We start from the raw sequence: 23,951 nt of genomic DNA on the forward strand, positions 1-23,951 counted from the left end.
TCATTCAGTTTTTCGACTGACAGTTAACAGTCAACAGTCAACAGTCAACAGTCAACAGTCAACAATAATTCCGGTTGCACCGGAATTAATATTACCAATTACCCATTTTGATTATGCAAACCCCACCTCCTCCATCAATTACGCCCCGCCAAATGAATCTGCTGAGAATTGTTGCTTCTATGGCCTGGGCTGACGGCGAACTCGCCACAGAAGAAGTTAATTTAATGCTCGATCGCTTTTGTCGTTTGTTTGCCCCAGATACCGACGGACAACAAATGCAACAAGAACTGCGGGATTACATCATGCAAAATATCCCCCTTGACGAGTTGATCGGCCAACTAGAAACTCAAGATGAAAAGGAATTAGTCTTGCAACTAGGCTATGAAGTGATTTCATCTAGTTCTCGCACTCCCGATGAACCAAAAATTAACGCTGAAGAAGCCGCAGCTTATCAAAAATTAGTGCAGTTGCTGAATCTTTCAGAGGATGTGGTCAAGCGTATTGAAGCTGAATCATCGGCTGCAGATACTTCAGAGGGAATTGTCGAGAAGATGGCTCAAAAATTAGAAAAGTTCATCAAAGGCTAGTTCGGGACTTGCGTGCGCTTGGCTTAAAAACCCGGTTGATTTCTAGATTTCTCGTTACTCAACCTGGAATTTTTCGTAGAAACCGGGAATAAGCCTGCCATCGGTAAGTCTTGTTAGGTAAGTATCGAAATAATATTTTTCTGAGTGCAACTATTTACAACTAAATCAGAAGGGAAATAAACCGGATTGTGGCTCCCAATTTCCTAAGATATACTAACAAAAAAACACGGAAAAGTCGAGAATATTTTTCATCGCCTGGAACGGTAACAGAATTTGCGTGAAGCGAAGCTATCCCGCAGGGAATCAATCGCCATTCCCGCGCGCTGCCTTACCCTTAACGAGAATTAGGGACTTAGGCAAAGCCTAAATCCCTAATTGATCTACAGATTTTTTGCGATTACTGAAAGTGATATCGTTTCCGGTTGCATCAGAATAATAAAATCGAGTCAACAGTCAACAGTCATTTCGCTCGTACAACCGGAATTGATATGAATCCAACCAGTCATTAGTGCGGTAACTTGCTGAGGGCGTGCCAAGTTCTGTAGCCGACAATTCCATCTTGCGGTAAAGCCATGCTCAGTTGCAATTGTCGCACTGCTACATTTGTCATCGGCCCGAATAATCCGTCAATGAATCCGAAATAGTATCCATTGATTTTCAAGACATTCTGAACAATTTTAACAGCATTACCAGAACTGCCCTTCATGACGATCGGCATATTCACAGGTGCACCAGAGTATAGTGCTTCCCAAGTGAGAGGGCCGACAATCCCATCTTCTTTTAAAAAGACGCGGTGTTGATAGCCTATGACCCCGTTGTAAACTTGGACGCCGAAAATACCGTCAATCGACCCGAAATAATAACCCCAATGAAATAGAAGCTGTTGTAGTTCCTTGACAGCTTGACCTGTTGAACCCCTTTGCAAAGTCGGTTTGTTTACTCCAGTGGTTTCAGCAAATGCCAGAGTTGATTGAGCAGTAGTATCGGCGACAAGAGCCATAGTTTCATTGTTCAAGCTTCTTTCTTCGGTGTACATAATGTGGTTCCTCTCAATATTTAAGTTTTGGTGTTTGATATTTCAGGTATAACTGGTGGGATTTGTGGATGCACAGTCACTTTTTAGAGTGTCACTCATGTGAGTGTCGCTCGTTTGAGTTACCCGTTGGTTTGTCGTAACTGAGATATTGCACCATTCTCAATTAGCCGTAGGGGCGGGTTCGCCAACAGCCTTAAAGCTTGCAAATAGGTTCTATAAACCCGCCCGACCCCACGAAAAATCCTCTTATTGATATTGCTGCAAGATGTCAGTCGTAAGGAATGCAAGTTGTAATATCTTTATGAGGACTTCCGTTGTCAATACAAACCAAGGGCTAAGGTGCGCGGTGCACACCTACCCAATACAAAGATGGGGGGTACGCACTCTACCAACTCATGTCGATTGTTTACTTAGGAATGAGAATTAAATAACTTGCATTTTTTGTAGGTTGGGCCCGTGGAACGAACCCTCCGTTTCACTCCACCCAACGCCACGCTTGATTGTTGGGTTTCGTTCCTCAACCCAACCTACGGAAGTTATTTAATCCACGATCCTTAGCAAATTCTCGCAATGTTGGAATTAAATACTGTGTCAAAGTAAAGGCATCTACTCCTAATTCCGTCCGTTCTTTAGCAGCCATGATTCCGGCTTGAGCGTGCCACCAAGCTGCTGTTACAGCAACTGATTTGGGGGGGGATTTGCGGGCGATCGCACTTGCTAATAGTCCCCCTAACAAGCCTGTGAGAACGTCGCCGCTGCCGCCTCTGGCGAGGGCTGGAGTGCTTTCGGGATTGAGGTAGGTGATGGTACGTGAAGCGTAGCTATCCCGTAGGGAATCGCCCTCATCCTTCCAACTTATGCACACTCTGGCTCCTTTGAGCAATATCGTTGCACCGCAAAGCTGAGCTGCTGCTTGACTTGCGGCAATTCGATCGTCGCCGGTTTCGTCGGCTAATTCGGGAAATAAACGCTTGAATTCGCCCGGATGAGGCGTGATAATTGTCAGTGCTGAGCGTTCGGACAAAATCGGGACTGTGCCGAGTTGAGCGAGGATATTTAAACCGTCAGCATCTAAAACCAGAGGTCGATCGCTCTCCAGTACAGATTCTACAGCTATTGCCGCTTCCAATGTCAGACCTGGCCCTGCGGCGATCGCATCATAAGAACTCAAATCAATTGCTACTGGTAACTCGCTAATTGCACCGCTTTGGGTTTCGGGACATCCTATAACTAATGCCTCTGGCAACTGACAGCTCAACATCGGTTTAAGCGACTCAGGAACAGCAATGGATAGCATTCCGATGCCGCTTGCTCTTGCTCCCAAGGCTGCCAAAATTGCTGCTCCGCTGTAGCGGCGGGAACCTGCAATAATTAGTATGTTACCGTTGGTATATTTGTGCGAAATTGGCGATCGGGGTAACGGCAAATGCTGAGTTGCCGAGGCTTTTGTAATGCGTTGTATTGCTGGCGTTTCGCCCAATATTGCTGCAATATCTGCTGTGGGAATATCAAAATCAATTAATTCGGAAATGCCGATATATTCTAACGCTCTGTCTTGCAGAAATGCCATTTTCCACAATCCCAAACATAATGTATGTTTTGCCCTAATTGCCGTCCCCAAAACTTCTCCGGTATCTGTATGAATTCCCGAAGGAATGTCTATACTTAAAATTGGTATATTTAAATTATTTATTTCGTCAATAGCTGCTGCGCTAGCGTTAGTAATTTCTCGTTCTAATCCAAATCCAAATAAACCATCTACGAGCAACTCACAGTTTTTCAGCCCTTCAACTTTATCAATAAATGGAATATTTAAAGAACGCGCATAATCAGCGTGAGTTTTCGTGAGTTCCTTAAGTTTAGAAAACGGGCAGTAAATAACTACTTGGAACCCTTGAAAGTGCAATTCGCGGGCAACAACCAAAGCATCGCCGCCGTTGTGTCCGGGCCCAACCAATACGCCGATAACTGGCAATAGAGAATTAACAAGCTTTTTCCCTTCTTCCCTTTTCCTTCTATCCGTTAAATCCCGTACACTGCTAGTTGCCGAACTTCCTTCCGCTTTCAAAAGCTGCTGAATGCGTCTAGCAATCAGTCCCGCGACTTTTTCCATTAAAGCTGCGACTGGCATTCCCGCAGCAAAAATTCTCGTTTCTATTTGCCGCATTTGGTCGGCGGTGACAACAAATTTTTGAATGGTCATATTAATGCTAAAATTTCAGCTAACAGCAGCAGTGGCAATTTGTAGTATACTTGTGGTATAATAAATTAGCTCGATCGAACAAAGTAACAGTAAAATAGCAATTTCTCCCCAACCATGAACAAGATTGTTGTAGGCCTCTCCGGCGGGGTCGATAGTTCCGCAGCAGCCGCAATTTTACACCATCAAGGATATGAAGTGGTGGGTTTAACGCTGTGGTTGATGAAGGGCAAAGGCCAGTGCTGCTCTGAGGGAATGGTCGATGCCGCTAAAATTTGCGAAGATTTGGGCGTTCCCCACCACATTGTTGACAGCCGCGAGGTCTTTCAGGCAAGTATTATTGATTATTTGGTGGAGGGTTACAGTGCAGGAGTTACACCTCTGCCTTGTTCGCAGTGCAATAAAACTGTGAAGTTCGGGCCGATGCTTAAGTTTGCTCGCGAAGAACTCGGAATTGAAAAAATCGCTACAGGCCACTACGCTAGGATTACTTACGATGCTGCTACTGGTCGCTATCAGTTGCTGCGGGCGATCGACCCTGCGAAAGATCAGTCTTATTTCCTGTACGATCTAACACAGGATTTGTTGGCGGGTACGGAGTTTCCTTTGGGGGAAATTACCAAGACAGAAACTCGCAGAATCGCGGCAGAATTTGGCTTGACAACTGCGGATAAGCCGGAAAGTCAGGATTTGTGCTTGGTGGAAAGTAACGGTTCGATGCGGGCTTTTCTGGATAAGTACATTGCGCCACAAAAGGGTGACATTGTGGACAAGTCAGGGCGGGTGCTCGGACAGCATGACGGTGTTCACCACTACACCATCGGCCAGCGGAAAGGACTTGGGATTGCTGCACCGGAACCGCTGTATGTGATTGAACTTGATGCTGCTGGCAATCGGGTAATTGTGGGCGATCGACAGTTGGCAGTAGAATCTGAATGTACAGTCCAGAAAGTGAATTGGGTTTCTGTAGCTGCACCGACGACTCCGATTCGGGCTCAGGTACAGATTCGATATCGATCGCGCCCCGTCCCCGCTACAATTATTCCTGTGGAACCATCCCAAGCAGAGGAAAAAGTCGGCGGTACAAGAGTTAAGTTGATTTTTGACGAACCGCAGTTGAGCATTACCCCCGGACAAGCGGCTGTTTGGTATGACGGCGATGTGCTGTTGGGCGGTGGCATTATCGAAAGAAACCAAGTCCCAAATTAAGGCAAGGGGCGGGCTAGAAGCCCAACCCCTACTCCCCACAAGAAACTTCCCACAAGAAAATTCACTCTTTGTGGAACAGGCCGAAAAGCCTGTTCCCAGAAGCCCACAAGAAACTTCACTCTTTGTGGAACAGGCCGAAAAGCCTGCTTGTGATACCCACCTACAAAAAAACTCACTCTTTGTGGAACAGGCCGAAAAGCCTGTTCCCAGAAGCCCACAAGAAAATTCACTCTTTGTGGAACAGGCCGAAAAGCCTGTTCCAAAAGGAAACTTATATTTCCTTTCACGTACATTTACCTAGGTAACTTTTTTTCCAAACGCAACACATTTCCCCTAACATTAGTGCGGTAAACCCAAGTTTGCCTACCATCAGAAACCACAACCCGCCAACCTTCGACAATCATTTGACCGCAAATTTCATCCGCTTTCGCGAGTCCTAAACAAGTATTCGGCCAACTTTGTCCGCTTGATTCAGTTACTTTCAACTTGTCAGCAGCAATGCCAGTGGAGTCCGACAACTCTCGGCGAACTGCTTCTGCTACGGTTGCGGGCAATTGCTTCGGGGGATTTTTGCGCGTACCCTCGGCAAAATTCCCCGGTTCGGAAGTGAGAGTATCGAGTGCCAATACCGAATAGCTGATGTTTTGGGGCACTGCGGCTGAGGAAAATTGCTGCGCGGTTTGCTGCTGTTGCCTTTCCAACTGGGCAAGGGAATCTTTGATGGCGCCCGCGTTAGCTGCTGCGGTGTGTCTTAGTGCCGGATACATTTCCCATACCAGAATTCCTGTGAGCACCAAAGCCAAGATTACTGGATTGGGCTGCTTTTGGTCTCGGTTTTTATTTTTTTGAAATTTATTTTGGGAGATTCTTTTCATAATATGCCCTCTGCCTCACTTTACACAATGCGCGATCGCTCCTGAACACTCAACTGCAGATACTTATTTAGACACTATTGCTGGTGCTATTGGTTCCTTTGTGCAGAACCGATTTGACTGCTGGTGCGTGGGGGGCAAGTATTTTCTACTCGCTGTCGGCAGTTGTGTTTCAGGAAACTTGCACTACCCAGTTATTACTTAATTTTTACTTGTTGTCTCCGGGTATTAAGAAAAATTTATGCTTAAGTAAATATTCTTAAAAGCCTCTACTCCTGCCCCCGAATCTCAGTACAAATTACTATTCTTCGTTCCAAAACTGCTAAACGTGTTTTAGACTGGGGGAGGCGAGCTCAGCCAAGGATATCACAGGGATGCCACAAAAATTGTTGCCACTGGACGAAAACGCATTAGAAATTAAATCAGCTAAGCTGTTCGGCATTTAAAAGAGGATAGTAGGGTGCGTCATTACAGAATTGTTTCTCGCATAAGCGCGTAAGTGTTTACTCCTGACGCACCTACAAGCCTCGTTACTGGTTTAAATGATCCACAGCTTATCGCTGATTAATTATATTAGCATTCGGGTTTTCTAGAGCGATCGTCCCCGCAACTACTTTAGTAGCGATCGCTACTTTTTTAGTACAATATTCTTAAAATCTATCGATTATGAACAGAAAATCCCTGGGAATCCATTTAATGAATCGGCTGAGCTATCCTCAAAAATTTACCTTAATTGGTTTTCTATTTGCAATACCGTTAACCTTGGTCATGTACCTGCTAATTTCCGAAATTAACAGCAGAGTTGATTTTGCCCAAAAAGAAATCTACGGAAATGAATACCTGCGGCGACTGCGCCAGTTGAGGGAATATATACCGAAACTTCAACTCTTAAATTATCCGAATCAGAGGTTAAATCCTAGTTTAAGCAATTCAGAATTCAGAACAGATTTAAAAGCCAAGATAGATCATAAATTTCAAGCGATAGCTAATACAGATAGCCAGCTTGGAAACACATTAATTTCCAGTAAAAATTTTAATAATATTTATCAAGATTGGCACAATTTCAAACTTCGCCACAGCCATTGGAGTTTAGAAACTTACGATTTTTTCTATCAACGTTTAGCTACAGACATTGATAGACTGAGCGCTCGCGTCGGCGATACTTCTAATCTAATTTTAGACCCGGATCTAGATACCTATTATTTGATGGATGCTACTTTGCTGAAACTTCCAGAAATCCAAAAAATATTGTCAGAGATTAGGCTGATCTCTCAAATAAAAAACTTGCGTTCCGATGCCACACCTGAAGAAAGAGCGAAACTGATTACTTTGGCAGGCAAATTGAGAGAAATTAATCAGGATTTAGCTATCAATATGGAGGTAGGATTTAGCAATAATCCTCACGGGAATCTGATCCCGAAATTAAGGGAGTATTTAACAAACTTTAACTCGGTAGTAGAGCAGCTAACTGAGCAACTAGATAAACTGATTAAGCCCACAGCATTAGTGGAATATTCTGCCTATCTTGATGGGAGCGATCGAGTTCTGAATTATAGTTTTGAACTGTGGGATAAAACTATCAAGGAATTAGACTTTCTCCTGCAAAAACGCATTGATAGTTTCGTTGCCAAGAAACGCATAATTTCTATTGTTGTGTTAATAACCTTAGCCATAGTTATTTATTTATTTGTAAGTTTTTATAGAAGCGTTATGCAAACTGTGTTTGTCCTTGACGAAGCTGCAAAAAAGATGGCAAGCGGCAATCTTGACCACAAAATTATTTTGGATAACAGAGATGAACTGGGGCAAGTTGTGGGTGCTTTTAACAAAATTGCCGATGCCTTAGTTGGTGCAAATCAAGAAATTACTGTTCTCAACGATCGCCTAAAAGCAGAAAATATGCGAATGAGCGCTGAACTAGACGTTACTCGCAAGATTCAGCAGATGCTGCTGCCCAAAGACTTAGAACTCAATGAAGTTGTGGGGTTAGATATTGCGGGATTTATGGAAGCTGCTGAGGAAGTAGGGGGCGACTATTACGACGTACTCCAACACAAAGGTAGAGTAAAAATTGGCATTGGAGATGTGACGGGACACGGATTGGAGAGCGGTGTTTTAATGATTATGGTGCAAACGGCAGTAAGAACTTTGCTCGCCTACAATGAACCAGACCCAGTAAGATTTTTAAGTGCTATTAACAGTGTAATTTATGATAACGTGCAGCGGATGAAATGCGACAAAAATGCTAGCCTTGCCTTGCTAGACTATGAGGAGGGGATGCTGAAGTTGAGCGGCCAGCACGAAGAAATGATTGTTGTGCGGTGTAACGGTTGTGTAGAGCGGTTTGATACAATCGATTTGGGTTTCCCGATCGGGCTGGATGTAGATATTGCTGAATTTGTTGCTGAGAAAATTGTGCATTTGCATTCAGGAGATGTGGTTGTGCTTTACACTGACGGGATTACGGAAGCTAAAAATATGGATAAACTGCTTTATGGTTTAGATAGGTTAATTGAGGTAATAAAAATTCATTGGCAGCGTTCTGCTGCCGAAATTAGGCACGCTGTAATTAAGGACGTGCGATCGCACATCGGCGAACAAAAAGTTTTTGATGACATCACATTGCTGGTACTCAAACAAAAATAACTACTTGAATATCCCTCCTAAAGTTTAAAATATATTCAGTGATCCCCTCATCTCAAACTTTAGCTCTCACATCGATATGACTCAGATTTTCGGAGATTTCATCGAGCAGCCCGCTAGCCAAGAATACTTAATAATTGGATTTTCTCCGAGTTCGGTTCCTCTCAAGCAGCGGTGGCGGAACAACGGTTTGTCTGCTGATTTTCTGGCTGATTACCTGATGACTTTTTTTCCGGGGAACCAAGATGAACCCTCGACAATTGAAAGACAAGCTGAAATAAAAAGCGCTGTTAGCTACATTGCCAACGAGTTATTGGAAAATGCCATGAAGTTTAATGATGAAACCTCCGACTACCCGATCGATATTAAACTGCAATTAGAGAGCGAGGGAGTGATTGTCTCAGTGGCTAACAGCATCTCTCCGCAAGCGGTGGACAAGTTTCAGGCTTATATTCAGGAGTTGCTGGCCTCGGAGCCAAGCGAACTTTACCTTCAGCGGTTGGAAAAAAATGCTGCTGACGACAACAGTACCAATTCGGGATTGGGTTTGTTGACCATGCTCACCGATTATACCGCCAAACTTGGCTGGAAATTCCAGACCGTGCACAAAGACCCGGAAGTAATTGCGGTGACAACTATGGTGCAATTAACAGTATAAGCAACGCTGGCGATCGATAATATCTAAGGGACTTTTTTTTGTGGCTATGGAAATTAATACAGAAGATTACCAGATCTGTTACGATCCAGCAACGGCAACCGTGAGTTTTATTGGATCTCTAAGGCTGAGCGGGCCTGCTGAGTACGCGCCGATAGGGCAGTTGCTGGCCCAGGTTGCCGACTTGGAACCGACGAAAATTACCCTCAATTTGCAGCAGTTAGAATTTTTGAACAGTTCTGGCATCAATATGCTATCGAAGTTTATTATCGAGATCCGCAAAACAGCCAGGGTGCAAATGGCGGTACAAGGCTCTCAAAGCATAGCTTGGCATGGTAAATCTTTGAGGAATTTCCAGCGCCTGATGCCTGGTTTGCAGTTGGATTTTCTATAAAAACACGATTACTTTTAGGGTGCGAAATGTTAAGTAATTTTTTGTTAGTCGAGGCGCAAATTCTCGAGTTATGCTGGAAGAACAACCATCTAGAGAACAGCTACTTTTAGAGATAGAAAGATTGCGCCAGCAAGTGGAAGACTTGAAGGAGGAAAAAGCGGATCTGGAAATCTTGCTGGAAACTACTGCTGAACATTCCGATACGGTTGAAACTGAGTTACGCTCTCGCGCATTCGAGGCGGTGCGCGAAGGCGAAATCAAGCTGGCTCAATTTCTCGAAGCGATTCCGGTAGGCGTGGTAGTGCTCGATTCTCAAGGCAAACCTTACTACGTAAATCACGCCGGACAGCAGTTACTCGGTCAAGGAGTTTTGCCCTTAAATTCTGTTGAGGATTTGTCAGAAAGTTATCAAATTTATATCGCGGGAACGGAGACAATTTATCCTTTCGAGAATTTGCCGCTCGTCCGAGCTTTAAGGGGCGAAAACGCGACTGCTGACGATCTGGAAATTCATCGAACCGACAAGAAAGTTCCCCTAGAAATTTGGGGAAGGCCAATTTTTGACGATGGTGGCAAAGTTGCTTTTGCGATCGCAGTTTTTCAAGATGTCACGGAACGCAAAGAAGCTGAATCCCAGCGCCATTTATTTATTAAGGAACTATTTGACGTTAACCAAAATTTAGAAAAATCCCTGGATGTCGAATCAGACTTAACTGATGCCTACGGTAGATTTGTGCCACACCAATTTCTAAATTTGTTGGGATATGAAAGTATTATAGATGTCCATTTAGGCGACCAAGTGCAGCAGGAAATGTCGGTGCTATTTGCGGATATTCGCGACTTCACGACGCTTTCAGAAACTATGACTCCCCAAGAAAATTTTAAATTTATCAATGCTTACCTTTCGCGGATGGAGCCTGCGATTACTAGCAATAACGGGTTTATTGACAAATACATCGGCGATGCAATTATGGCTTTGTTTAGTGACTTTGCAGATGATGCAGTGAAAGCGGGTATTGCAATGCTAAATATCCTCAAAACTTACAACGAATACCGTCAAGGCGTCGGCTACGTCCCGATTCAAATTGGCATTGGCATCAATTCGGGTTCTTTGATGCTGGGGACAGTCGGGGGTAAAAGCCGGATGGACAGCACTGTGATTAGCGATGCTGTTAATTTAGCATCTCGCATTGAAGGATTGACCAAAGATTACGGCGTACCTCTGTTAATTTCTCAGCAGACTTTGGAACGGTTGCGAAATCCCACCGATTATGCAATTAGAATTGTGGATAAAGTACAGGTAAAAGGAAAATCTCAATATGTCGTAGTCTATGAGGTATTTGATGCAGATCCGCCCGAAAGTTTGTCGGCAAAGCTAGCAAATTTGTCTGTATATAATGAAGCTATGTTACTGTGCGAGCGGAAAGAATTCCGAGAAGCAGGAAAATTATTTGAAGAGTGTTTGCGAACAAATCCCAGCGATCATGTAGCTCGCATTTACCTGAAACGCTGTCGGGATTGGCGATCGCTCCTCAAAGGAATTTAAAGCAGCTTACTCGATTTTAGATTTTAGATTGACTCCATATAGCAATTCTCGCATCACTTGTGAATTTCTTACTTTCTCCCCGCAGGTTCGGGGAGGGTTGGGGTGGGATAAAAAATTTACGACTCCTGTAAGGATTGATATATATCTTAAGAGTGATGACTGACCTCTGGAATCTGTCAAAGGTTTGACATACTCCCCAGCTATCAAGGCGAGGGGATTCTAAGCTCAAACAGCAATTGCAGGCACAGCCTGTCTAACATCGCCTAACTTAACGGTTGACGCCCCACCAAGGAAAACAAGCAAGTTATTTATTGCAGCGTTCTCGTCTCTGCTGTTCACCTTCTGGCAGGACGGACATCGCCATTCACGAACTGATAAATCCAATTCTTTCAGAACGTGTCCACAGTGGGAACAAGTTTTACTAGATGGATACCAGCGGTCGATAAAAACTAATTGTTTTCCTTTCTTTTTGGCAACCCATTTGAGAATTTGGAGGAAATCGCCAAATGCAAGGTCTGAGATTTTACGTCCCCAAAGCCGTTGCATTCCTTTTAGATTCAACGTTTCAAAACACAGCACGTCAAACTTATCAGTTAATTCGTGAGCCAATTTCCAGAACCAATCAGAGCGACGATTTACTACGTCAGGAGTGCTTGCGAACTAGATTGAGTCTTGCTCTTTCCCGGTTAGCTGAGCCTTTCCGTTTTTTGGAATGTTGACGATTCGCTTTCTTAATAGCGCCGAGGGATTGTTTCAGGAATTGTGGTGATTCGATTTTCGTTCCATCTGAGCAGGTGAGAAACGTTTTCAAGCCGAAATCTTGCGCCAGCGATTCTACTCGTCTCGACTTTGGTTTCAGGTTGTTCAACGCTGTCAACGACCACAACCATGAATAACTCTCCCAATGGAGTGCGCTTAATGGTTAAGGTTTTGACCTTCCCCGCTATCTCTCTGGAATTCCAATACTGATAAACGCGATTCCCAATTTTAATTAGATTACCACCTAAAAATTTATAGCCAGCTTGCTTGAGAGTGAACGATTTGTATTTGCGAACTTTCTTGAAACCGGGAGGTCTAACTCCTTTCTGGTGATGCTTAAAAAACAGTTGGTAGGCTTTCTCGATTCGCTGGCAGATATCCTGTACAGCCTGAGATCCAACCTGCTGCCAGAACGCTTTACGCTTTCTGATTTTAGCAATATGACTTTGAAGCTTGCTGCAATTCAAATGCTTGCCCCACATCCGGTAGTACCGTTTATGGAGTGCAATGCAATGGTTGTAGATCACCCCGGCAGCATTGATACTTCGCTTGAGATGTCTATTTCGCTTGCTTTGATATAGCTTAAACTTCAATGTTTTCATGCTAACCATGATCTCATAACGGGTAGCGATTGGGTAGCAAAATGATTAAAGAAAGATTAAGTATTCGCATTGCCGTGAGTCGGTTAAAAAAGTTACGGAGAATTGCCAAACAGAAAGAAAAAAAAATGACCCAGCTTGTAGAGGACTGGATTGATACACTTAAAGAGGAAAAGCCGTCAAGCGAAGGACGGGGCTTTAGACCCAGTTCTTTGGTAAAATATAAATAGCTTTATACCTGTTACTTCTGAGGCTTCTCAAAATAGAACGGCTGAGGGCGGCAAAACCAGCGATCGGTAATTTGGTGCCAGAACGGTGGCAAGGGCTGAAGCTGTCTCAGAAAAAGTTGGCGGATGAATTAGGGTTTAAAGCTGTAACGTGATTCTTGGACAAAGTTACCCATTGATGGAATTGTTGGGTAACTAAGAAAGCAAGTCTCTCGATAACGTCACTAAGACTGCTTGCGGTAAGCTGAACTGGGAGCATCTCATATTTGTAAAAATACTTCTTCTGGCTCCTTCCTTCTTCCTCTTTCCTTCTGCCTCCTGCCTCCTGCCTCCTGCCTCAAAACTCCAATTTATAGCTGGGCTGCAAAGGTGAGATGCTCCCGCTGAACTCATTTTTCCTCTAGCCACTTAGTAGCAGTCTCGGTTAGGCTGAGGTTGACCTTACGCTTAGGCTCGCTGTAAATCTTTTTTCTAGGCATTTTCTTGTTCCGTATTAATTCCGCATACAATAAGAGTAAGGCAGAAATGAGGTAAAAGCAAATGTTACTTAGTTTCAAGACGGAATTAAAACCTAATAACAAACAGGTGACTAGATTTCGGCAGCATTGCGGAGTAGCAAGACACGCTTACAACTGGGCAAATTCAATCATCCTTGAAACATTGACACTCAGGAAGACGGATAAAACTATTAAGATCCCTTCTGCAATTGATCTACACAAGCGTTTAGTGGCAGAAGTCAAACATGAGCATCCCTGGTATTACGAATCTTCCAAAGCCAGCCCACAACAGGCTCTAACTGAATTGAGAACAGCTTGGGATAGATGCTTCAAAAAGGTATCTAAACAACCTAGATTCAAAAAGAAAGGTGTATCGGGGGACTCCTTCTACCTAGAACAAGGAACCAAAGCAAAGCCAGGAATTAATAACGACGGCAAGCGTGTCAAGTTACCTAAGATTGGCTGGGTTAGGCTGCACGAACCATTACCAATTACGGCAGTTCACAACTGCGTAATCAGTCGAAAAGCTGACAGATGGTTCATTGCTTTTAAATACGAAATTGAGCAACCCGCAACTCTACGTGACCGTCCTACTGTCGGAGTTGATATCGGCATCAAGCAGCTAGCTGTTTGTTCTAACGGCGAAGTCTTTGCCAACCCTAAAGCCTATCGTCGGATGAACCGTAAAATGAAACGTCTGCAACGGCGTGTCTGTGCGCGAGTCAAAGGGTCTAACAACCGCAAAAAGGCAATCGCTAAACTAGCCAAGCTGCACCTAAAAGTGTCAAACATCCGAAAAGATGCTATTCATAAGCTAACAACTTACCTCGCCAAAAACCACGGTGAAGTGAAGATTGAAGATTTGAATGTTAAGGCATTTTTGAAGAACCACAAGTTAGCTGGTGCAATCGCCGACTGCGCCATGTACGAATTCAAGCGTCAACTTGAATATAAAACCGAAAAGTTTAACTCAAAATTGACGCTCATAGATCGATTCTTTCCTAGCAGTCAAATCTGTTCAAATTGCTGTAATCATCGGCATAAAATGCCATTAAGAGTCCGAGCCTTTGAATGTCCCAGTTGTGGAAATATTCAAGACCGTGACTTGAATGCGTCGAAAAATATAGAACGTTGGTTTGAAGGAATATTTATTCCAGAACGTTCAGAATTGGCGGTGAGTTCCACTCCCGTCAGCCTGCGGAGTAGACAAACCCGACAGCAGTCATGTTGTCGCTACTGTGAAACAGGAAGTTAACACCACAAGCACTCATGTTCAGCTATGTCAAGATTTGGGTAGCTATGGGTAAGTTTTTCAGAACGGATGACCTTTCCCACGATTAATCGTTGGGAAAATGGACAGGCTAAGCCTTCTCGCTTGGCACTCAAGCAAATTTAGATATTGCTGGATGAGTTAGGTAATTCCTCAGATGCAACGCTTGGCGAATGCAGTAAGGCGCTGCGAGCAAGATATTTTTCGGATAAGGAGTACAAAGGGTGAGTGTAGAGGAAATCAACAGCATTTTCAGAGATATTCGACTACTTCCCTATGGTGTGGCCACCCTCTCCGTGGCTTTGGCACTGGCGCTAACCCGATCGCTTTTACCGTGGCTCTACCCAACCACGACGCCCCTGTTTTTCATCGCGGTGATGGTGAGTGCGTGGTATGGCAGTTTCGGGGCTGGGTTTCTGGCAACAATTTTATCCACGCTGGCAATCAACTATTTTTTTATTGAGCCGTTCTATTCCTTAAAGATAGTTAATGTAGAGACAATTGTTCGGCTGGGTATGTTTTCGATCGCCGCAGGATTGAGCGCTTCACTCAGTTTATCGTGGCGCAATGCTCTAAAAAATGCGAAAGCAGCCTTGCAAAATTTACAGGAGGCAAGGTTCCTAGAACAAAAAGCCCAGGTTCGGGGCCAAGTCGCACAAGCTGCGGCGAGGGAGACAAAAGAACAGCTAGAAACGGTACTTTCTAGCATCAACGATGGGTTTTACATCCTCGATCGCGATTGGCGCTACACCTATGCCAACGATCGCTACTGTGAAATGATTGGAATGCCGCAGTCAGCGATTCTGGGTGAGAACGTTTGGGAGCTATTTCCCGCAGCCGTTGACACCGATGCTTACGTGCAGTTTCATCGGGCAATGCGGGAACAAACGCCACTCCAGTTTGATTATCTGTACTCACCTTTGAAAGGTTGGCATGACCATCGAATTTACCCTTCGCCCAGTGGACTGACCGTTTTGCTTGCTGACATTACCGATCGCAAACAGGCGGAACTCCTCCTAATCGAGCAGAAACGACTGCTGGAGTCGATCGCCTTCGGGCAGCCACTAGACGACTGTCTGGCAGCCGTGTGTGACTCAGTATCCAGGCTGAATCCGGGTACCCGCGCGGGCTTCCTGCTAGCCGATGCTCAGGGGCTGACTTTTAACAGATCGATTACTCCAGACTTTCCACCGTCTTTTGCTGAAGGACTCCAAGATGCTCCGATTAACGATTTGTGCATTGGAACGTGCGGCGAAGCAGTGTATAGCGGTCAGCCCGTGACCTGCGCCGACATTGCCAAGGACGATCGCTGGTCGCAAGCATGGCGAAATTTATGCGTGGCTCATGGCATTCTAGCGTGTCATTCTCAGCCCGTGTTCAGGCAGGACAATCTACCTATGGGGTCGCTGATGCTTTGCTTTAGCGAGGCGCGGATGCCGACGGATTGGGAACATAAACTCGCGGAGTTCGGCACCCAAGTTGCCAGCATCGTCTTCGAGCGCGATCGATCGTTCCAGGCGTTGCGCGAGAGCGAAGAACAGCTCAGACTGGCTTCCGAAGGCGGCAATTTGGGTTTGTGGTATTGGGATAGGGAAACTGACACCCTGAGTTTGACGGACATAGCCAAAGGGATGTTTGGTTTACCCGTGGATCGGGGAATTTCCATGAAGGTGTTTTTAGAAGCGGTGCATCACGACGATCGTCCATTCGTTCACACCGTACTCAATGAGCTCAAAGCGAATCAACCGCATACTGAAATTGAGTATCGGACGCTGTGGGCAGATGGCACCGTTCGTTGGATTTTGGCAAAGGGCGATTGCGCCTATAACGCTGAGGGCATGATAATTTCGACGCGGGGCGTATTAATCGACATCAGCGATCGTAAACAAGCAGAAGAAGCTTTGCGTCAAAGCGAAGAGCAGAGTCGCAACATTCTAGAGAGTATTGATGATGGATTCTTTTCCCTTGATGAGAATTGGTGTTTCACTTATGTGAATCGGTCAGCGGAAATTCTGCTAGACCGGACTGCCAGCGATCTGATTGGGAAAAATGTGTGGGAAGAATTCCCCGGACTTAATGGCAGCGAGTTTGAGCAGGTTTATCGGCGCGTGGCAAACGAGCGCGTGGCTTTGTCAGTCACGGCTTTTTATCCCGATCACGATCGGTGGTATGACGTTCGCACCTACCCTGCAGCCAACGGGATTACCATTTATTTCCGAAATGTCACCGATCGAAAACTGGCCGAGGAGGTATTGCAACAACGAGAAGCAGAACTTCGTTTAGTCACCAATGCCGTGCCTGCCTTGATTTCCTTTGTAGACTCAGACCAGCGTTATCGCTTCAACAATCGAGCATATGAAGAATGGTTTGGACATTCGGCAGCGCAAATCTATGGCAAGCACCTTCAAGAGGTTTTAGGCGAAACTGGCTATGAAGGGATTCGTCGTTATGTTGAGCAAGTCTTGGCAGGACAGGAAGTGACCTTTGAAAGCCAAATTCCCTACAAAGATGGTGGAACCCGTTATATCAATGCCACCTATGTTCCCCGCTTCAATAGCCAGGGAAAAATTGAAGGGTTTGTAGCATTCGTCAACGATATCACCGATCGCAAACAAGCCGAAGCCACACTACGGGAGAGTGAGGCAAGGTTCCGACTGATGGCAGATGCCGCCCCTGTGCTGATTTGGATGTCGGGCACAGATAAACTCTGTTATTACTTCAACGTCCCGTGGCTAAACTTTACGGGACGGACGATCGAGCAAGAAAGGGGCAATGGTTGGACAGAAGGAGTCCACCCCGACGACTTTGAGCGGTGTTTAGACACCTATGTGACTGCCTTTGATGCCCGTCAACCGTTCAAGATGGACTATCGCTTGAAACGCTGTGATGGCATATACCGTTGGATTATGGATGAAGCTGTTCCTCGCTACGGATTGGAAGGTGAGTTCTTGGGCTACATCGGCTCCTGTGTTGATATTGAAGACCACAAACAAGCTGAGGAAGCCCTGCGCGAGAATGAATCCCGCCTCCGTCTGATCTTTGAAAGCGCCAAAGATTATGCCATCTTCACCCTCGACCTTAACGGCATCATTGCCAGTTGGAACTCAGGGGCAGAAAGGTTGTTGGGCTATACCGAGACAGAAGCAATTGGTTGCTCCAGTCGGATGATTTTCACACCAGCAGATAACGAACAAGGACAAGCCGAGTACCAGAGGCAAATGGCTCTACTGCAAGGACGGGTCGAAGACGAACGCTGGCACGTCCGCAAAGATGGGAATCACTTTTGGGCCAGTGGATTGATGATGCCCCTGCTTAATGAAGCGGATTGTCCGCAGGGATTTGTCAAAATCATGCAGGACAAGACTGCACAACGGCAAGCAAGTGAGCGCCTGCAATTGCTGTATGAAACTACCCGCGATCTGATGAAGACAGAACAGCCTCTGGCTTTGATGGACACGCTATTCCGCAAACTGGCAGTGCTACTCGATCTGGATTGTTACTACAACTTCATGGTGGAAGAAAAAGACAACCGCCCGATGCTGCATTTGAGAAACTATGATGGCATCTCTGAAGAAAGGGCGCAGGCGATCGCCTGGATCGAAGTAGGGCAATATCTCTGTGGATTGGTTGCCCAAACCCAGCAGCAACTTGTCTTGAATCAAGCCGAACTTTCCACTCATCCGAATGGTAAAGCCCTCTATGAACTGGGCATCACGGCTTACGTGGGTCAACCGTTAATCGCTCAAGGACGGTTATTAGGAACGCTCTCCTTTGCCAGTCTGACTCGGACGCACTTCACGCCTGCTGAAATCGAGCTGCTGGGATCTATCTGTGACCAAATCGCGATCGCTCTGGAACGGGCAAATCTGAACGATTCACTGCAGCAGCAAGCGGAACAGCTAAGACAGGCAAATCGGATCAAGGATGAGTTTTTAGCGGTACTATCCCATGAATTGCGATCGCCCCTCAATCCTATTTTGGGCTGGTCAAAGCTGCTGCAAACTGGCAAGCTGGATGCGGCGAAAACCGCCCAGGCGTTAGCGACGATCGAACGGAATGCCAAGCTGCAAACTGAATTGATTGAAGATTTGCTTGATGTCTCGAAAATTCTCCAAGGTAAGCTCAGTCTGAATATTCGTCCAGTTGATTTAGCTTTAACTGTGGAATCGGCGATCGAAACTGTCAATTTGGCTGCTGTTGCCAAATCCATTGACATTCGGACTGTGTTAGATCCTCAGATCGGACAAATTTTGGGAGATTCGGGCCGTTTGCAGCAAATAGTCTGGAATCTTGTTTCCAATGCGGTCAAATTCACCTCGGCCGGGGGGCGCGTTGAGGTGCGCTTAACTCGTGTGGGCGATCGCGCTCAAATTACGGTGGCGGATACAGGGGTTGGCATTGCACCGGAGTTTTTACCCTACGTGTTTGACTACTTCCGCCAAAAAGATGGCGCTACAACCCGCAAGTTTGGTGGCTTGGGATTGGGGCTGGCGATCGTGCGGCATTTAGTCGAACTGCACGGTGGCACGGTTGGGGCAGATAGCGCCGGTGAAGGGTTAGGAGCTACCTTTACCGTAAGACTGCCCCTATCACCGAAGGTAAGACAAGAAAACTCTCTTGCAAGACTTTCGGAACGATCGACTGCGGATGAACCGTTATCGGGGATGCGGATAGTTGTGGTTGATGATGAGCCGGATATGCGAGAGTTGATTTCGTTTTTGCTAGAAGATGCAGGTGCAGAGGTACTGACTCTTGCTGTCCCTCAAGAAGTCCTCACAGCGTTGACTAATTTCCAGCCAGATGTCCTGTTGAGCGACATTGGTATGCCGGGAATGGATGGCTATATGCTGTTGCGACAAGTGCGAGCTCTGCCGCCAGAACGGGGTGGGCTGATTCCCGCGATCGCCCTGACTGCTTATGCGGGTGAGTTTAATCAACAGCAAGCTTTGCAAGCTGGATTTCACCGACATCTGGCAAAGCCGATCGAACCGGATGAATTAATTAAGACGATCGTCGCACTTCTTAGCAAGAACACTGATGGCCCAGCAAGCTCTAAGGATTGATGCGAAGGAGTTCCAACCGATCGAACATTACCAAGCTTTTAAGTTGCTGTGGTTAGGGAGCGATATTTGTATTATCTTCTGTCCGGTCGATTCCCTCCGCTTCGCTTCGCCCGAAATGAGGTAGGGGCGGGTTCAACAACCATATCTGCCAATAATTGACAATCTCAAAAACCCGCCCGGCCGGGATATTATGGTCAATCGCTCGGACGTGATATTACAGGAGAATCTATCAATAAATCCGGTTTCTAGTCTAATAGTGCGTAAGTCCTGATAATATAATCAATAATTTGGAGTGTCAAAAAAAGACGATGGGAATTAACAAGCAGCAGCCTAGAATACATATAAAACCTTCAGTGATTAAAGCGATAGCTCTGTTCTTTCTGTGCTGCTTGTTAACTGCAAGTTGTGGACAAAGAACACGTCCATCGGTCACTGCGACCGGCGAAAATGCTAATAACCGCGTTACTATTGGCACAACCTTGAAATTGCGGACGATCGACCCTGCGGACGCTTACGAAATTATCTCAGGGCAACTGCTGCAAAATTTGGGCGACACTCTCTATACTTACAAGTCGGGGACTACTGAGTTAATCCCCCATTTAGCCACAGCAATGCCAAAAGTTAGCCAAGACGGATTGACATATACCATCCCCTTGCGTCAAGGAGTTATTTTTCACGATGACACACCGTTTAATGCCGCAGCAATGGAGTTCTCCTTGCAGCGGTTTATCAAAAATGGCGGTCGTCCGGCTTTCTTGTTGAGCGATGCCGTAGAATCTGTGAAAGCGACGGGCGAATACGAATTAACTTTTCAACTCAAAAAGCCTTTTGCTGCTTTTCCTTCTCTCTTGACATTCGCTGGTAGTTGTGCAGTTTCTCCAAAAGCTTACGAGATTGGGGAGGGTAAATTTAAACCCGATACGTTTGTGGGAACGGGACGCTACAAGTTGGCAACTTACGGCAGCGATTCTCTCAAGTTTGATGTGTTTGACAAGTATTGGGGCGAAAAACCAGTTAATCAAGGAATTGACCTTTTGCTGCTTTCTAGTTCGTCAAATTTGTTCAATAGTTTTCGGACTGGTGCAGTTGATGTGGCTTATTTGTCTCTGGATGCAGACCAAGTTCAAAGCTTGGGCGAGGGAGCAAAACAAGGGAAATGGCAGGAAATTGCGGGGGAAAGCAGTACGGTTAGTTACATGACGCTGAATACTAAGTCTAAACCGTTGGATAAGTTAGAAGTGAGACAGGCGATCGCAGCAGCGATGGATCGCCCCCTGATTAATGAGCGCGTACTGCGCGGACAAGCACAACCGCTTTACAGTCTGATCCCTACAACCTTCGACGTTCAAAAACCGGTTTTTAAAGAACTGTACGGAGATGCCAACACGACAAAGGCTAAGGAACTTTTAACGAAAGCTGGATACTCAGCCACCAATCCTTTTGTTCTGCAACTTTGGTATCCTTCAGCTTCCACAAAACGAGCTTTAGTCGCGAGTCTGATCGAGGCGCAAACTAAACTCAAAATGGACGGGATAATGCAGGTAGAAATTAACAGCGTTGAATCTCCGACTTTGTTTCAAAACATAGAGAAGGGAATTTATCCTGCGGTTTTAGTGGATTGGTACGCCGACTTTTTCGATGCCGATAATTACATTCAGCCGTTTTTAGATTGTGCGACGGGTTCGGCGGCTGGGGGCTGTGAAAAGGGTGCTAGCCAAGGTCAGGGTTCGTTCTATTATAACGATCGGGTCAATGAACTGATCGACAAGCAACGAAAAGAAGCAAATCCTGAAACCCGCAAAGCTCTGTTTGCGGAAATTCAAGACATACTAGGTCAAGATGTACCTTTCATCCCTCTTTGGCAGGATAAGGACTATACCTTTGCTCAGAACAGCATCACCGGAGTCCGTCTCGAACCGACGCAATCTTTTCCTTTTTGGTTCCTGAAAAAGCAATAATTATTTACAATAATTTTGGGGGAGTTGAAACGTCAATAATTATTGCATATTTTGTGCACAACAGGGTGATGATTGTCACAGTTTATCAAAGAGACCGATCACCCAACCCTCTTTAATAATGTGCGATATTATTAACAGAGAGATATTGCTGAGGGTGGTATATGAAATTTGGGATTTTAACAACAACAGGGGTGCTAATTGCGATCGGTTTGGCATCGGGAGTAAAGGCAGAAAACGTATCCCACGTCAAGCAATTATTAGAAACTAAAAAATGTAGCCAATGTGACTTGACAGGAGCGCAGCTTGCTGGTATCAATCTGAGCGGGGCAGATTTGAGCGGTGCGAATCTGAGCGGTGCAAATTTGAACGGTGCAAATTTGAACGAAGCCAAACTGAACGAAGCAAATCTGAAACAAGCTAAATTGCAAGGTGCGAGTTTAATTGCTGCTAAAATGCACGGGGCTAATTTGGAGGGTGCTGATTTGAGCCGCGCTAATCTGAGTTTGGCGGGTTTAGTGATTGCGAGTTTGAAAAATACCAACCTCACCAGCGCTAATTTAATCGGTGCTAATTTAGAAAGCGCCAATTTGGCGGGTGCAAATCTGAGAAATGCTCGCCAGTCTGTAGCCAATTTAGCGAATGTCAGCCTCAGAGGTGGCAGTTTGTCGGGAATCGACGTACAGGGAGTCAACTTGCGGGATGCAAATTTGACCAATGCAAATTTGAACGGTGCAAATTTGAACGGTTCGGACTTGACAGGTGCCAATTTAAAGAATGCCAATATGGCAAATGTAGATTTGAAAAACGCTTCTTTGCCCTAGGACGATCGCCACTTGCTATATCAAATTCTGGTGCTTAACAAGCTTAATATAATAAGGTAGGGGCAATTCTGAAATTGCCCCTAAATTTTTAATTGTAGGATTTATCTTGTTTCCCGTCGCTGCGTAGCGTAGATGATTGTTCGGTGTGCGAAGCTTTTTCTTGGCGTCTGCGATTGCTTCATATTTGGATCTAGGATCAATCTGCCTCGTGAGCATCTTGGGCGAAGCGGATAATGTCATCATCGCCGAGGTATTCACCATTTTGGATTTCAATCATCACCAAGGGAATAACTCCTGGATTTTCTACGCGGTGAGCAGTATTCATGGGAACGTAGGTTGACTGTTTCTGCATGAGAATCGTCTCTTTGTCGTCGCAGATAACTTTAGCGGTACCGGAGACGACAACCCAGTGCTCGCTGCGGTGATAGTGCATTTGGGTGCTGATGTGATGCCCCGGCTTGACTTCAATGCGATTGATCTTATAACGATCGCCCGCGTCTATGACTGTAACTTGACCCCAGTAGCGGGTTTGTGTGCGATCGTCAATTTTTTCGCTTGTCTCCACTGTTTCCACCATGCTGTTTATCTCGCTAACGGTGTCTGTAAAAATATCTGTAGTTGAAAGTATAGCAGGGATAGGGTAAGTGCGATCGATTTAAACATTACTCAATTAGCCGCCACTCGCGAGCATCAACAAATTGCGACAAATGCCCCACATTTGTTGTAGCAATTACCACATCATTGCCTTCACTTGCCTCCAATATTGCTTGAGCAGCCAAAATCACATCCCCGTCAAGTGCACTGGCTTCTGCAGTTGGTCTTCCTCTCATTCTCGCGTCAGCCCACAACTGAGCTGCTAGAAGCATTACTTCTGTAGTCAAAGGACGGTAGGGAAGTTGCGATTTAAGTTCATCAAGCCGTTGAATACCTGCTAATTTACCTGCGCGAATTAATTCGCGTCGCACTTCGTAGTCAGCAATTTCAGGGAGCATTACAATGTAACCTTTCTGTGGCAAAGATTGCAGCCAAAGTTTGCCCTCTTGATATAAAGGAGAGGTGGCTTTGGGATTGGTAACAATTCCTAACGGCCCCGAATCTAACAACACTATTCTGCTCATGGAATGCTCTTATATATGCACGGAGTTTTCTTCTAGTGCCTTGCGGAGAACTTCAGCGGTTTCTGTTTGCTCCTGTTCATCTCCATCGTCAACCCAAGACTGTAGCAATTTGCTCAGAGCTTCGTGCTGCTGTACGGGATCGATGGTCTTAATTTCGTCTGTAGCTTTTATCGAAGTATCGGGGGTTCCTGGCTTCATTGTTACTGTGGAGCGAAATAGCCGAATCATCTGAAGTAAGTTTGGCCAATATTCTCTCGGAGTTTGCTGAATCTCCCGCAAAAAATCTACAATTTCTTCGCCTATGCGAGTTTCTGGCGCTGAAGTTGCTGTCGGTTGGCTTTCGCTGATTAAAACTTGCTCAGGCATAATCACTTTTCTCCTTTCTCAGATTTATATCAAGTTCGATCGACTTACGAAAAGGGGAGCGGGGCGGGTCGATCAATATCCTGGATGTGAATTAGAGATGCAGGGGTGAACCCCTACTCATATTATAAACA

Annotated in this window: 20 protein-coding genes; 11 read left to right on the forward strand and 9 right to left on the reverse strand. The window is 45.5% G+C overall.

The window, feature by feature from the left end; translation table 11 throughout:
* Positions 1 to 113 precede the first annotated feature (113 nt).
* The gene (locus tag QUB51_RS13295; protein WP_333209439.1) at positions 114 to 587 is read left to right on the forward strand and encodes a TerB family tellurite resistance protein; all 474 of its coding nucleotides are present in this window, start codon (positions 114 to 116) and stop codon (positions 585 to 587) included.
* Positions 588 to 1,092: 505 nt separating this feature from the next.
* On the opposite strand, the gene QUB51_RS13300 is transcribed toward QUB51_RS13295, so the two are convergent.
* Both QUB51_RS13300 and QUB51_RS13305 read right to left on the reverse strand, forming a co-directional pair.
* Entirely contained in the window at positions 1,093 to 1,623 is a 531-nt protein-coding gene (locus QUB51_RS13300) for a peptidoglycan-binding protein (protein WP_333209438.1), read from the reverse strand.
* 517 nt (positions 1,624 to 2,140) lie between these two features.
* A complete protein-coding gene (locus QUB51_RS13305) occupies positions 2,141 to 3,826 on the reverse strand; it encodes an NAD(P)H-hydrate dehydratase (protein ID WP_333209436.1) in 1,686 nt (561 codons plus the stop codon).
* 114 nt (positions 3,827 to 3,940) lie between these two features.
* On the opposite strand from QUB51_RS13305, the gene mnmA reads away from it, so the two are divergent.
* Together mnmA and QUB51_RS13315 are read left to right on the forward strand one after the other, a co-directional pair.
* Positions 3,941 to 5,032: a tRNA 2-thiouridine(34) synthase MnmA gene (gene mnmA / locus QUB51_RS13310; RefSeq protein WP_333054014.1), complete on the forward strand. Its 1,092-nt coding sequence runs from the start codon at positions 3,941 to 3,943 to the stop codon at positions 5,030 to 5,032.
* Between the two features lie 70 nt (positions 5,033 to 5,102).
* Positions 5,103 to 5,333 (forward strand): hypothetical protein, encoded by a 231-nt coding sequence (locus QUB51_RS13315; protein WP_333209433.1) that lies wholly within the window; start codon positions 5,103 to 5,105, stop codon positions 5,331 to 5,333.
* Here the strand turns inward: QUB51_RS13315 and QUB51_RS13320 are convergent.
* A complete protein-coding gene (locus QUB51_RS13320; RefSeq protein WP_333054013.1) occupies positions 5,326 to 5,907 on the reverse strand; it encodes a hypothetical protein in 582 nt (193 codons plus the stop codon). The genes QUB51_RS13315 and QUB51_RS13320 overlap by 8 nt on opposite strands.
* A gap of 663 nt (positions 5,908 to 6,570) precedes the next feature.
* On the opposite strand from QUB51_RS13320, the gene QUB51_RS13325 reads away from it, so the two are divergent.
* From QUB51_RS13325 to QUB51_RS13340, 4 genes are all read left to right on the forward strand, one after another.
* Positions 6,571 to 8,550 carry a SpoIIE family protein phosphatase gene (locus QUB51_RS13325; RefSeq protein WP_333209431.1) on the forward strand — a complete coding sequence of 660 codons (1,980 nt, stop codon included), beginning with the start codon at positions 6,571 to 6,573 and terminating at the stop codon, positions 8,548 to 8,550.
* Positions 8,551 to 8,626: 76 nt separating this feature from the next.
* Positions 8,627 to 9,205, forward strand: coding sequence for a DUF6272 family protein (locus QUB51_RS13330; RefSeq protein WP_333261949.1), 579 nt, complete (start codon positions 8,627 to 8,629; stop codon positions 9,203 to 9,205).
* 46 nt (positions 9,206 to 9,251) lie between these two features.
* The gene (locus tag QUB51_RS13335; RefSeq protein WP_333054010.1) at positions 9,252 to 9,596 is read left to right on the forward strand and encodes a slr1659 superfamily regulator; all 345 of its coding nucleotides are present in this window, start codon (positions 9,252 to 9,254) and stop codon (positions 9,594 to 9,596) included.
* Between the two features lie 70 nt (positions 9,597 to 9,666).
* Entirely contained in the window at positions 9,667 to 11,142 is a 1,476-nt protein-coding gene (locus QUB51_RS13340) for an adenylate/guanylate cyclase domain-containing protein (RefSeq protein WP_333054009.1), read from the forward strand.
* A 225-nt stretch (positions 11,143 to 11,367) separates the two neighbouring features.
* On the opposite strand, the gene QUB51_RS13345 is transcribed toward QUB51_RS13340, so the two are convergent.
* From QUB51_RS13345 to QUB51_RS13355, 3 genes are read right to left on the reverse strand one after another with little or no spacing between them, the layout of a single operon-like run.
* Positions 11,368 to 11,751 carry a transposase gene (locus QUB51_RS13345; protein WP_333054008.1) on the reverse strand — a complete coding sequence of 128 codons (384 nt, stop codon included), beginning with the start codon at positions 11,749 to 11,751 and terminating at the stop codon, positions 11,368 to 11,370.
* A gap of 34 nt (positions 11,752 to 11,785) precedes the next feature.
* Complete coding sequence (locus QUB51_RS13350; RefSeq protein WP_333054091.1) at positions 11,786 to 11,953, reverse strand: transposase; 168 nt, start codon at positions 11,951 to 11,953, stop codon at positions 11,786 to 11,788.
* On the reverse strand, positions 11,874 to 12,503 hold the full coding sequence (locus QUB51_RS13355) for a hypothetical protein (RefSeq protein WP_333054094.1): 630 nt from the start codon (positions 12,501 to 12,503) through the stop codon (positions 11,874 to 11,876). Before QUB51_RS13355 ends, QUB51_RS13350 begins: the two co-directional genes overlap by 80 nt.
* A 764-nt stretch (positions 12,504 to 13,267) precedes the next feature.
* Here QUB51_RS13355 and QUB51_RS13360 point away from each other — a divergent pair.
* From QUB51_RS13360 to QUB51_RS13375, 4 genes are all read left to right on the forward strand, one after another.
* Entirely contained in the window at positions 13,268 to 14,479 is a 1,212-nt protein-coding gene (locus QUB51_RS13360) for an RNA-guided endonuclease TnpB family protein (protein WP_333054007.1), read from the forward strand.
* 239 nt (positions 14,480 to 14,718) lie between these two features.
* Positions 14,719 to 19,557, forward strand: a complete 4,839-nt coding sequence (locus QUB51_RS13365; RefSeq protein ID WP_333261946.1) for a PAS domain S-box protein — start codon at positions 14,719 to 14,721, stop codon at positions 19,555 to 19,557.
* A 308-nt stretch (positions 19,558 to 19,865) separates the two neighbouring features.
* Complete coding sequence (locus QUB51_RS13370; protein ID WP_333054005.1) at positions 19,866 to 21,515, forward strand: ABC transporter substrate-binding protein; 1,650 nt, start codon at positions 19,866 to 19,868, stop codon at positions 21,513 to 21,515.
* Positions 21,516 to 21,676: 161 nt separating this feature from the next.
* Entirely contained in the window at positions 21,677 to 22,336 is a 660-nt protein-coding gene (locus QUB51_RS13375) for a pentapeptide repeat-containing protein (RefSeq protein WP_333054004.1), read from the forward strand.
* 196 nt (positions 22,337 to 22,532) lie between these two features.
* Here the strand turns inward: QUB51_RS13375 and QUB51_RS13380 are convergent, their stop codons facing one another.
* The 3 genes from QUB51_RS13380 to QUB51_RS13390 all read right to left on the reverse strand — a co-directional run bounded on the left by QUB51_RS13380 (position 22,533) and on the right by QUB51_RS13390 (position 23,820).
* Positions 22,533 to 22,913, reverse strand: coding sequence for a cupin domain-containing protein (locus QUB51_RS13380; protein ID WP_445242800.1), 381 nt, complete (start codon positions 22,911 to 22,913; stop codon positions 22,533 to 22,535).
* Between the two features lie 85 nt (positions 22,914 to 22,998).
* The gene (locus tag QUB51_RS13385; RefSeq protein ID WP_333261942.1) at positions 22,999 to 23,454 is read right to left on the reverse strand and encodes a nucleic acid-binding protein; all 456 of its coding nucleotides are present in this window, start codon (positions 23,452 to 23,454) and stop codon (positions 22,999 to 23,001) included.
* A gap of 9 nt (positions 23,455 to 23,463) precedes the next feature.
* A complete protein-coding gene (locus tag QUB51_RS13390) occupies positions 23,464 to 23,820 on the reverse strand; it encodes a hypothetical protein (protein WP_333261939.1) in 357 nt (118 codons plus the stop codon).
* Between the last annotated feature and the right edge of the window lie 131 nt (positions 23,821 to 23,951).

This window comes from Microcoleus sp. AT8-A3, assembly GCF_036705675.1.
GTDB lineage: Bacteria > Cyanobacteriota > Cyanobacteriia > Cyanobacteriales > Microcoleaceae > Microcoleus.

What these genes read in the sequence shown, in the direction of transcription:
- QUB51_RS13390 (WP_333261939.1), bottom strand. Translation starts at nt 23,820, where the DNA reads ATGCCTGAGCAAGTTTTAATCAGCGAAAGCCAACCGACAGCAACTTCA.
- QUB51_RS13360 (WP_333054007.1), top strand. Translation starts at nt 13,268, where the DNA reads ATGTTACTTAGTTTCAAGACGGAATTAAAACCTAATAACAAACAGGTG.
- QUB51_RS13335 (WP_333054010.1), top strand. Translation starts at nt 9,252, where the DNA reads ATGGAAATTAATACAGAAGATTACCAGATCTGTTACGATCCAGCAACG.
- QUB51_RS13320 (WP_333054013.1), bottom strand. Translation starts at nt 5,907, where the DNA reads ATGAAAAGAATCTCCCAAAATAAATTTCAAAAAAATAAAAACCGAGAC.
- QUB51_RS13295 (WP_333209439.1), top strand. Translation starts at nt 114, where the DNA reads ATGCAAACCCCACCTCCTCCATCAATTACGCCCCGCCAAATGAATCTG.
- QUB51_RS13340 (WP_333054009.1), top strand. Translation starts at nt 9,667, where the DNA reads ATGCTGGAAGAACAACCATCTAGAGAACAGCTACTTTTAGAGATAGAA.
- QUB51_RS13355 (WP_333054094.1), bottom strand. Translation starts at nt 12,503, where the DNA reads ATGAAAACATTGAAGTTTAAGCTATATCAAAGCAAGCGAAATAGACAT.
- QUB51_RS13300 (WP_333209438.1), bottom strand. Translation starts at nt 1,623, where the DNA reads ATGTACACCGAAGAAAGAAGCTTGAACAATGAAACTATGGCTCTTGTC.
- QUB51_RS13380 (WP_445242800.1), bottom strand. Translation starts at nt 22,913, where the DNA reads ATGGTGGAAACAGTGGAGACAAGCGAAAAAATTGACGATCGCACACAA.
- QUB51_RS13325 (WP_333209431.1), top strand. Translation starts at nt 6,571, where the DNA reads ATGAACAGAAAATCCCTGGGAATCCATTTAATGAATCGGCTGAGCTAT.
- QUB51_RS13375 (WP_333054004.1), top strand. Translation starts at nt 21,677, where the DNA reads ATGAAATTTGGGATTTTAACAACAACAGGGGTGCTAATTGCGATCGGT.
- QUB51_RS13330 (WP_333261949.1), top strand. Translation starts at nt 8,627, where the DNA reads ATGACTCAGATTTTCGGAGATTTCATCGAGCAGCCCGCTAGCCAAGAA.
- QUB51_RS13385 (WP_333261942.1), bottom strand. Translation starts at nt 23,454, where the DNA reads ATGAGCAGAATAGTGTTGTTAGATTCGGGGCCGTTAGGAATTGTTACC.
- mnmA (WP_333054014.1), top strand. Translation starts at nt 3,941, where the DNA reads ATGAACAAGATTGTTGTAGGCCTCTCCGGCGGGGTCGATAGTTCCGCA.
- QUB51_RS13305 (WP_333209436.1), bottom strand. Translation starts at nt 3,826, where the DNA reads ATGACCATTCAAAAATTTGTTGTCACCGCCGACCAAATGCGGCAAATA.
- QUB51_RS13370 (WP_333054005.1), top strand. Translation starts at nt 19,866, where the DNA reads ATGGGAATTAACAAGCAGCAGCCTAGAATACATATAAAACCTTCAGTG.